Raw genomic sequence first — 9,627 nt, forward strand, 5'->3', positions numbered from 1 at the left:
TTCCGCCAGCAGAGCGAGCTTGACGGGTTTTGCCGGGGGACGGATGGTTCCGGGAGGGATCTCCGCGTAGGGGGTTCCGGTGATCCTGGCGATCTCCCGAAGGATGATCTCACGGCAGCCCCGGCCCTGGCACGGGCCCATGCCCACACGGAGAACGCGCTTCAGTTCGTCGAAGGTGTCGTATCCCTTGCCGATCCATTCGCGGATCTCTTCCATGGTGACTTCCTCGCAACGGCAGACGATGACTTCCTTCTCCATGTCTCACACCACCTTCACGGCCCGGACTTCCGAGACGAGTTCTTTCGGCACGGCCACGGAGACGACGTAGGTCCTGTCCTTCCACGGCTGGGTGACACCCACGACCTGGGTGCGGTGCACTTCGTCGCCCTGGCGGTTCAGGCACGCGACGGTCTGACCTTTCGCGGGGACGGGGAGCATCTCGTAGGGGAGTTTCAACAGAGCTTCCTTCTCTCCCCAGGTGAGGTCCGCGACGAAGCAGGCGAGCCCGGGGCACTTGGCCACGCACATGGCGCAGCCGGTGCATTTGCTGTAGTCGATCCGAGGGGTGTCGTTGATGTCCTCGAAGGGGATGACTGCGCCGGTGGGGCAGCCGGTGGCGCAGGGGTTGCACGGGATGCGCTGGGGGCACTCGATGAGGACGAGACCGTTCTTCTTGGTCTCCCAAAGTTCTTTGGGGGGAAGGACGGCGCCGGGGCGCTCTCCGGTGAGGATGCCGCTGTTGAAGGTCTTCTCGTTGTCGGTCATGGGGTTATTCCTCCCATTTCTGGACGCAGGCGGCGCTGACGCCGATGCGGATCTTTTCGCCGACTTCTCCGGCCCGGAGGTCGGCAAGGCGTTCGCTGTAGTGGGCAAACCGCTCTTTGCGTTCTTCGGGGGTGCCGTGGCCGCAGGCTCCGGCGGCGCCGAGACCGGCGATCCGGCCTTCGACCATGGCGGAGGAGGCTTCTTCGATTCCGGCGGCGTCTCCGGCTATCCAGATGTCGGGATGGCTGGTCCGCATGGAGGGGTCGCGAAGGGCGACGTGTCCGCAGAGCTGGGGGATGAATTTCATGTCGCATCCGGCCTGCCACAGGAGTTCGCAGGTGGGGGCGAGTCCGACGGCCATGCAGATGATGTCGCAGTCGATGGTGGTGCGTTTGCCGCCGGGGGTGCAGTCGGGGGCGAGGTTCTCGATGACGGCGCCGCTGACGGTGCGCTCGCCCAGGGCTTCGACGATGGTGTGCTGGAGGTAGATGGGCACTCCGAGACGGCGGATCTTGGCGGCGTGGACCCAGTAGCCGCCGACTTTGGGCATGAATTCGACGACGCCGCACACCTGGACTCCGGCCTGGAGGAGCTGGTAGCTGACGATGAGGCCGATGTTGCCGGCTCCGACCATGAGGACGCGGTCGCCGGGGGTGACGCCGTAGACGTTCATGAGGGTCTGGACGGCTCCGGCTCCGTAGACGCCGGGAAGGTCGTTGCCGGGGAAGGGGATGAGCCGTTCCTGGGCTCCGGTGGCGACGACGATTTTCTTGGGCTGCATACGGAAGTAGCTCTCTTCTCCGATCATGCAGGTGACGGTGCCGTCCTCGGGGTAGTAGCCGGTGGCGGTGCAGTCGGAGAGGATTTCGATGCGGTCGGCGTTTTTCCTGAGGTCGTCGAAGAGGATGTCGGCGATCTTGTACCCGCGGGTTCCGGCGTATTCGTCCTTGGACCCGAAGAATTTATGGGTCTGTTTGATGAGCTGGCCTCCGAGCTTGAGGTCGCTGTCGACGACGGTGACCTGCGCTCCGAGGGTGGCGGCTTCGATGGCGGCGGAGAGACCGGCGGGGCCACCTCCGATGACGAGGATTTCCGTGGTCCGCACGCTCAAACCCTCCTTTCCTCTTCGCTGCGCACTTCGCCGCGGCCGCGCTGGGTTTCGACGCTCATGCCCTCGCGAAGGGGGATGATGCAGGTCCGCACGTTCGGGACTCCGTCCACGACCATGAAGCAGGACGAGCATTTGCCGATGGCACAGAAGAATCCTCGGGGACGCTTCATCTCCGGCGTCTCACGGTAGATCCGCACGCCTCCGGCGTGCAGCGCCATGGCGATGGGTTCCCCTTCGAAGCCTTCCATCTCGGTGCCGTCGAAGGTGAAACGCACTTTCTTCTTCTTCCCGTGCTCGAAATCGAGTATGGGATGTTCCTGGATGAGTCGCATTGCCATTGCCACCCCTCCCCAACCAAAAAGTAGATGACACTCCCCCACAATGACCGCATTCTCGAAACTCTCCGGTCACCTCCTCGACATGGGACCGAATTCAGAACAGTCAGAAAAAACTTTTCCCGAATCCATAGAGACATCCACTGTCGAATTCAATCTGATGTACAGCGTAAAGTATACCGTATATATCAGAGATGTGCCAGATCCCTTTTGCTTCCTTTCCCCCCTTTTCGGTGCTCTCGGGGAGGATGCCCCGGAAATCGCCGCGGAAGCGGGATGTTTCGCAGGTATGCTCGCAAAAGCGGGGAAAATTCGCGAAAATCCTCCGCGGCAACGCACCGAAACCGGAGGGGAGTCGGAGCACAACCGGAGACGTTTCCTTGAAAACCGCGCAAATTCCCGCGAACTCGGAAAGGTACTGTGGGAAATTGACGAAAATCCGCACGACAATGCGGTGCTGGAGCGCAAAAGAATCTCACGGGACGGCGAAAAATGTTTCTCCGGAGCGGCAGCGGCGGGGAAGATTCTCCCGGAACGGCGGAAAAGGCCCCGAAAAGCGGCGGAGATGTCGCGCCAATGCCGCCGAAACCGCGAGGCAGCGGAGACATTCCGCGGTGTCGGGAAAAGCGCTGCGAGAAATCTGCGGACATCCCGAAAAATTCCGGCGGGACAGGGAAACGTTCCCGGCGCGACCGGAAGCGCGTCCCCGCCGCATCGGAGAGCCCCTTTGAAACTCCTACGGCACTGCGAAAAGCTTTCCGGAACACCCCTTCCGGAGCCCCGGAGAGGGCGGCGGAAATCCTTGCGAAAGAAACGACGATTTTCAAAGATCCCTGCGAAAAGAGAACATCGCTGCTCGATGCCGCTCTTCCGATGTTCCCCTTGCCGGAAACCCCTTGGAGAAGAGAAACTTCTTTTGATCTCGGCATATTCCGGACAATCCGCATTGCCGGAAACCCCTTGGGAAAGAGAAACAGGGCCGACCGAAGCGGGCTCCGGAGATGCCCCGCATGTCCTCAGCCGATGTCGGCACCCCGGAGATAGTCCGGGCGGATCTCCTGCGGCGCAAGGGGTTTCTCGCCGGAGAACTCGCCGAGAAGGGCCACGGTACTGCCCGGAAGAGCCGTTGCGGGGAGCAGGGAGACCTCCGGCCCCAGGGAGGCGGCGAGGTGCTCCATTCCGGCGCCGACGAGCATTTTCCGGCAGGAGTGCCCGGCCAGGAAGCGGAGGATCTCCTCTTCGGCGAGGACCGCGGGCTCCAGCACCGACGCCGCCGAAAGAGCCGGAACGTTCGGTGCGCCCGGAGAAACGGCGGGGTCCGGAGGCACGGCGGCGAAGCGGTAGGCGGCGAGGTAGTACTGTCCCTTTCGGGCCCGCAGGTAGGGCACCACAAGGAACTCCGGCACGGGAAACGCCATGGCCAGGGCCTTCAGGGTGGACACGGGAACGACCCGAACGCCCAGTCCCTCCGCGAGGGCCGATGCGTAGGCGACACCCACGCGCACTCCCGTGAAGGCTCCGGGGCCGATGGTCACGGCGATGAGATCCACGTCGGAGAGGGTGGCCTCCACGTTCCGGAGGAGCTGTTCCACAAGAAAGGGCAGCAGCGCGGACTGCCGCCGCCCCAGGTCGAGGGCGATGTCCCCCAGGGGGACGCCGTCGTCGCAGCAGCCGACGCTCGTTCTCCTGGTGCAGCAGTCGATGCCCAGAACCAGGCTCATGGTGTTTCGCCTCCTTTTCCGGGCTCTGTTCGCCCCGGGTCGTTCGTTCCGGTGCGCCTTCCGGCGTTCGTGCCGAAGAGGGGCGCGCCCGGGACGTTCGTGTCGGAGCGGTCCGTTCCGGCGACGTTCGTGTCGGAGCGGTTCGCTCCGGAGAGGGAGCCGCCTCTTTCGGGGCCGTTCGTTCCGGTGCGCCTTCCGGCGTTCGTGCCGAGGAGGGGCGCGCCCGGAGCGCTCGTCTCGGGGCGGTCCGCTCCGGCGTTGGTTCCGGTGTTCGTGCCGGAGAGGCCCATGTCCTCTTTTACCGCTCCGAGGCTCCGCCGGGCCCGCTCTCCCAGGGCCGTGCAGTGGATGCGCCGCCGCGTGAGAAAGGATTCGCCCCCTTCACCACTCCCCTCTTCTCCCTCGTCGAAGGCGAAGACGAGGCGCCATTGCTCCTCTCCGGCGCTGTCCGTCCAGCGGTCCGCCCATTCCACCAGAAGAACGGCACCGGCTCGAAGCGCCTCCTCCAGGTCGCGGAGCACCGGATCGCCGAGGGAGATGCGGTAGAGATCGGCGTGCACGAGGAGGGGATCCCCCTTGTATTCGTTCACCAGGGTGAAGGATGGACTGCGCACGCCGCGCCTGCCGAAGTACTCCGCGAAGAAGCGTACGAACTGGGTTTTCCCCGCACCGAGGTCGCCCTCAAGGAGGATGGCGAGTCCCGGAAAGCTCCGGGCGGCGCAGGCCCGGGCGAGACGCGCCGTCTCCTCGGGCGATGCGGCGAGAAAAAAGAAGGACTCGACGGAGGAGGCGCCTCCGGGGCGGGACGAGGCATCCCCCCCGGAGCGGCAGTCCTCTTGGGAGAGTTGCGCACCTTGGGTCATGATGTTTCGCGTCACTTTCTGTTTTTCCTCCCGGCCAGCAGAATCATAAGGAGCGTCCCCGCGGCGAGTCCTCCGAGGACGAGGAACGACGGCCCGAGAGACCAGTCGCGGTGCTGTATCTTTATCATAAGAAGAAAGAGGAGCACCGTAAAAAAGGTCACGAGATGCCACTTGAGCCCCCGAATCCGGCTCCGCTCGGTGAGGCGTTCTTCCTCATCCCAATCGACACGGTGCTTCCGCTTCTTCTGTCGCTCTTTTTCCAGTCTTTCCATGGCGCACCTCCTCGATGACCCCGGGAAGGGCCTCCGCGATCTCCGAGGCAAGAAGTCCCTCCTCGCCCCGCGTCGCCGCCAGGCGCTCCCCCGCGGCGCCGTGGAGCCAGCAGGCCGCTCCCGCAGCGTCTCTCGGCGCAAGTCCCCGGGCGAGCAGCCCCGCGAGAACGCCCCCAAGGACGTCTCCGGAGCCGGGAACGGCGAGGCCGGGCGAGCCCGAGGCGATGACGAGGGTTGTTCCCGGCGCACCGGGCGCCTGGGGCGTGTCCGCTCTCCGCGCACCCGCCACGGCGGAGATGTTAGGCACCGGCGGCACGTGCGGCACACCGGGCGTCGGCATCTCCGGCCTTTCGGACGCCGCCGGCAGGTCGAGCATGCCCGAAACGCCGGGGCTGCCCGGGACATTCGGTATCCCCGGCGAATGGACCAGCGTGTGCGGCCCCTTGAGCACCGCGCACCCCAGGGCCTCGCCGAGACGGCGGACCGCATCAAGGCGGGCGGCGGCCACGTCGGTGCTCCGAAGGCCGAGAAGGCGGGCGCACTCCCCTTCGTGGGGGGTCACGACGGCGTCGGCCCGGGGCGAGATGCTCCCGGAGGGGTCTGCCAGGGCGAAGAGGGCGTCCGCGTCGAACACCACCGGGGTGGTCCAGGTGCGCCAGAGCTTCCGCACGCAGGCCAGGGCTTCGGGATCTCTTCCGAGCCCGGGTCCGGCCAGGAGCACCTCCGCCCGGGATTTCCAGTTCTCCAGCACCGAAAGGGTCTCCGGGCCGTGTCGCGTTCCCGGAACCGGTTCGAGCACCGCCTCGGGAAGAGCCGCAGCGCAGCGGTCCGCGATGGCCTCGGGGACGACGAGGACGACGAGTCCCGCCCCGGAGCGCAGCGCTCCCAGAGCGGCGAGCAGGGGCGCGCCGGAATAATTCGCCGAGCCGCCCAGAACGAGCACCGTCCCCTGCCGTCCCTTGTGGGTGTCCCTCCGGCGGAAGGGAAAGAGTCGCCGCACATCCTCTCCGTCGAAGAGGGCCGTGTCGGTGCCTCCGGGCAGCACCGCCGCCAGAGGCACGCCGATGGGAATCACCCGCACCTCCCCCGCGGCATCCGCTCCTGGAAAGATGAAGAGCCCCCGCTTGGGGACGAGAAAGGTGGCGGTCGCCACGGCGGAGATGTGGGGCTCGTGGGCCGCTCCCGTGTCGGCGTCGATGCCGCTGGGCAGGTCGAGGGCGAGGACCGGGACGGAACTGGCCCCGGCGAGAGCGATGAGCCGGGCCGCCTGCCCCCGGGGCGCGCCGGTGCTTCCCGTTCCGAGAAGGGCGTCCACGAGCACGTCCGCCCGGGACAGTTCCTCCAGGAGATGCGCGTCCGAACAGGCCGCGGCGCAGCGGAGATCCCCCCCGAGCAGGCGGAGCGCATCGAGGTTGCTCCGGGCGTCTCCCCGGTAGGTGTCGGGATCCGCGGCGAGGAAGACCCGGCAGAAAAGGCCCTCCAGAAGGGCGTGGCGTGCGAGGACGAAGCCGTCTCCGCCGTTGTTTCCCGCCCCGGCGAGGACCACCAGGCGCCGCGCTCGGGGAAAGCGCTCCCGGAGAAACCGGTACGCCCCGGCTCCGGCGTTCTCCATGAGCACCATTCCGGCGACGCCGTACTCCTCCGAGGCCCGGAGATCCGCCTCCCGGACGGTCCGGGAGGGAAATAACGGTATCATGGACATCCGCTCCTCTCTCGCAAAGAACCTGGCGGCATCCCCAAGCGGGGCTGAGCCGAAAACTCCCACGCTACTACCGTTCAACACCGGATCTCGGCTGCGCAGAGTTCCTCCGCGAGGTCGCATCAGACCGATCCCCCGGAGGGGGCTACGCCGCAAGGCCGAATCGCGAGGCGAAAAACGCCTCGAACACACCGACGACGCCCGATCCTAGAATGGAAGGGCACGTCGTTGCGGTTTCTCCCCTTTTACTCTTCCAACACAACCATGGCCACCGCGTAGTCTCCGTCGTGGCTGACGCTCACCCAGCACCTTGCGGCGCCAATGCGGGCGAGCAGGTCCTGCGCAGGGGGGGCGAGCAGGAGCACGGGGCCGGTCTCGGTCCGCCGGAGAGACACGTTGCGGAGCCCCGTCGCGGCAAGGCCCCATCCGCCGGCCTTGGCGAAGGACTCTTTCGCCGCGAAGGCCGCGGCAAGGTGTTTCGCGGGGTCGCTGCGCTCCATGGCATAGCGGATCTCCTCCTCCGAGAAGACCTTCTCAAGAAACCGCGGATTCTCCATGAAGCGGCGCAGGCGAGACACGCCGCACAGGTCCACTCCGATTCCCCTGATCATCGCACTGCCGCCCCTTCCGTCCCTCTTTCGCCGGACGGCCGACCGCCTCCGTCCCGCCGTCTTCTTCCGTCCCGAGGGGGAAACCGAAGGAGAGCGAGCCATAGCCGGAAGACACGCAAACCATACCGAACCTGACTTCGCACCCGAACCCGACACCAGCCACACGGTACCGCCCGAACGCACGGGACATTCCGGGCGCGCCGGACGCGCCAGAAAAAAACGGAAAAGCCTGTGGACCGACTCCGCTGCGCGGCTCCATCGCCCGCTGTCGAGAGCATCTCCGTTGGAGGGTGACCTCGTGCTTTTCCTCACACATTATAGTCCGTTCCGGGAAGCCGGCGAAGGGAAAAACGCGAAAAAGGGAAAAACGGCATACGAAACGGGACAGGGCGGCGCGCACCACGCGGCGCGGAAGAACCGGGCAAGAGCACGGGCGCTCCCGCCGCGACGTGCGGACCCCGCCGGGGCGGACCACGGAGATGCCTCTTTTTCTCCTCTCAAACCGAGAATGTCTCGAGACGGAGAAAAAACAAAGACTCCTTCCCCGCACCAAAAAGTGAAGAGAAAGAGCCGTTTTCGGCATATGGTGGGTGGTATAGGACTCGAACCTATGACCTCTTCCGCGTCAAGGAAGCGTTCTTCCTCTGAACTAACCACCCGCAGCGCAAAGGAATTGTACCCGCCCTACCGGAGGTTGTCAACCGTCCGAACCCATTCGGACATTCCGGTTGCTGCGGCTACGGCCACGCTTCGGGAACCGTGCGCCCCCGCACGGGGATGACGCGGAAAAAGCGCAGGGATCGCAAGTGCCGCGGAGGTCGTGGAGGTCGTGGAGGTCGCAGGTGCTCCTGAGATCGTCGGTATCGCACAAGTCGTGGAGATCACAGGTACCGCAGAGATCGCAGAGGTCCGAACAGTTACAGGGAGCGCGGAGGTCATGGATGTCGCACAGGTCGCAGATGCGCCGGTGTCTCAGGCACCGCCCGGATCGCAAAGAGGTCGCCGGAATCGCAAGGCCCGGGGGGCGCAGAACCCCCGCCGCGAGGCGGGAGAGGTCGGTCGGGAGGGGCAGGCGGACTCACCAGGCGTGGAGCTTACCCGGCGTCGGAAGCCGCGTCGGCACCGGCATCGAAGAGAGCCTTGACCAGTCTGTAGACCGTCGTTCTGCCGGGCCGGCGGGCTCCCCCACGCTTGTGGACCGGTCGTGGTTTCACGTGGTTTTTGTCGTCCCCGGGAGGGGCATGCCGTATTTCTCCGCGAATGCACCGGTCCAGTCCTTGTGTCTGCCGTCACGCCCGGAGCCTGTCACGACCGCCTGAAACACGTCCTGTACGCTGATGGAGATGACGCGGGATCGGATCTCCGGAGGAAGCATCGCCACGAGAAAGGGAAAGAGGCCCCGGTCCCCGTCGGGGCCGCTGCAACAGAAGGTGGGGTTTCGCTCGTCGTGCAGAAGGACGAACAGGCCGTTCCGGTGCAGGGCGAAGAGCACTTCGCGGAAAAACTGGTAATAGACGGACAGGGGACAGACCGGGCTCGCCGACCATGCCGGGGTGAGGATGCCGTGGCTCTGGAGCAGCGGCCAATAGGTGCGGCCGATGTGATGCAGGTAACAAAGCGAGAAACGCTCCGAGGGATTTCTGCCGTCGCAGTCCCCTCGCTTGAAAACCGAACATCCGCCGAACTCCCGCTCGACAAACTTGGCTTCGACGAACAGGTCGGAAGATGCCCCGTCGGAAACGACCACGTCGACGGATGTGGGTTGGCCGTACGCTTCGTTGAACACGGTTCGGTCCTCGATTTCAAAGCGCGCCGAAACGACATCGCCGCCCCATGCCGTGCCTTTTGCCGCGAGCACGCTTCGGATCGGCTCGAAGTCGTTTTCGAGGACCAACGGACCGACGAGGTTGAAAAGCATGGCCTGGCTGCTCAGACCGTGATGCAGGTAGTGATGGAGAGGAAAACCGATTCCTTGTTCCGCCCGGTGTTCTTTCTCCCGGCGGACGTATGCGGCGACGTTTCCGAGAATGATGTTGGACGGCCACTGTTCCCAATCGGCCAGAATGAAAGGGTATTTTTTCCGCACCGGATATCCTCTGGCCCGGAAAAAGGCGGCGGCGCGACCGCGAAGTTCCGACTCGAAATCCTCGTGCCGGGGATACGGCCAGGAAATGGCTCTGTTGCGACTGCTGGTCTGCATTGCTCCACGCTCCTTCGAGGGGATTCTCCAGCCACCTGTCGTCCATGATA

General features: G+C 65.2%; 10 protein-coding genes and 1 tRNA gene. All 11 read right to left on the bottom strand.

Features of this window, described 5'->3' with window-relative positions; translation table 11 throughout:
* The coding region (locus Q1K49_RS07735; protein WP_300524723.1) for a (2Fe-2S)-binding protein at nt 1-258 on the bottom strand (258 nt) is incomplete at its 3' end.
* Nucleotides 259-261: 3 nt separating this feature from the next.
* Nucleotides 262-765 (bottom strand): 4Fe-4S dicluster domain-containing protein, encoded by a 504-nt coding sequence (locus tag Q1K49_RS07740; protein WP_300524726.1) that lies wholly within the window; start codon nt 763-765, stop codon nt 262-264.
* 4 nt (nt 766-769) lie between these two features.
* Complete coding sequence (locus Q1K49_RS07745; protein ID WP_300524729.1) at nt 770-1,870, bottom strand: NAD(P)/FAD-dependent oxidoreductase; 1,101 nt, start codon at nt 1,868-1,870, stop codon at nt 770-772.
* 2 nt (nt 1,871-1,872) lie between these two features.
* Nucleotides 1,873-2,208 (bottom strand): (2Fe-2S)-binding protein, encoded by a 336-nt coding sequence (locus tag Q1K49_RS07750; protein ID WP_213693524.1) that lies wholly within the window; start codon nt 2,206-2,208, stop codon nt 1,873-1,875.
* A gap of 1,019 nt (nt 2,209-3,227) precedes the next feature.
* Nucleotides 3,228-3,932, bottom strand: a complete 705-nt coding sequence (gene tsaB, locus Q1K49_RS07755) for a tRNA (adenosine(37)-N6)-threonylcarbamoyltransferase complex dimerization subunit type 1 TsaB (RefSeq protein WP_300524732.1) — start codon at nt 3,930-3,932, stop codon at nt 3,228-3,230.
* Nucleotides 3,929-4,810, bottom strand: coding sequence for a tRNA (adenosine(37)-N6)-threonylcarbamoyltransferase complex ATPase subunit type 1 TsaE (gene tsaE, locus Q1K49_RS07760; protein WP_300524734.1), 882 nt, complete (start codon nt 4,808-4,810; stop codon nt 3,929-3,931). The genes tsaB and tsaE overlap by 4 nt, the downstream gene beginning before the upstream one ends.
* On the bottom strand, nt 4,807-5,067 hold the full coding sequence (locus tag Q1K49_RS07765; protein WP_300524737.1) for a hypothetical protein: 261 nt from the start codon (nt 5,065-5,067) through the stop codon (nt 4,807-4,809). The genes tsaE and Q1K49_RS07765 overlap by 4 nt, the downstream gene beginning before the upstream one ends.
* A complete protein-coding gene (locus tag Q1K49_RS07770; RefSeq protein WP_300524740.1) occupies nt 5,009-6,763 on the bottom strand; it encodes an NAD(P)H-hydrate dehydratase in 1,755 nt (584 codons plus the stop codon). The genes Q1K49_RS07765 and Q1K49_RS07770 overlap by 59 nt, the downstream gene beginning before the upstream one ends.
* Nucleotides 6,764-7,011: 248 nt before the next feature.
* A complete protein-coding gene (gene acpS, locus Q1K49_RS07775; protein WP_300524743.1) occupies nt 7,012-7,377 on the bottom strand; it encodes a holo-ACP synthase in 366 nt (121 codons plus the stop codon).
* 584 nt (nt 7,378-7,961) lie between these two features.
* Nucleotides 7,962-8,036, bottom strand: a tRNA-Val gene (locus tag Q1K49_RS07780).
* Nucleotides 8,037-8,587: 551 nt separating this feature from the next.
* The coding region (locus Q1K49_RS07785; RefSeq protein ID WP_300524746.1) for a hypothetical protein at nt 8,588-9,627 on the bottom strand (1,040 nt) is incomplete at its 5' end.

Origin of the sequence: Aminiphilus sp. (assembly GCF_029975095.1) — a bacterium.
GTDB lineage: Bacteria > Synergistota > Synergistia > Synergistales > Aminiphilaceae > Aminiphilus.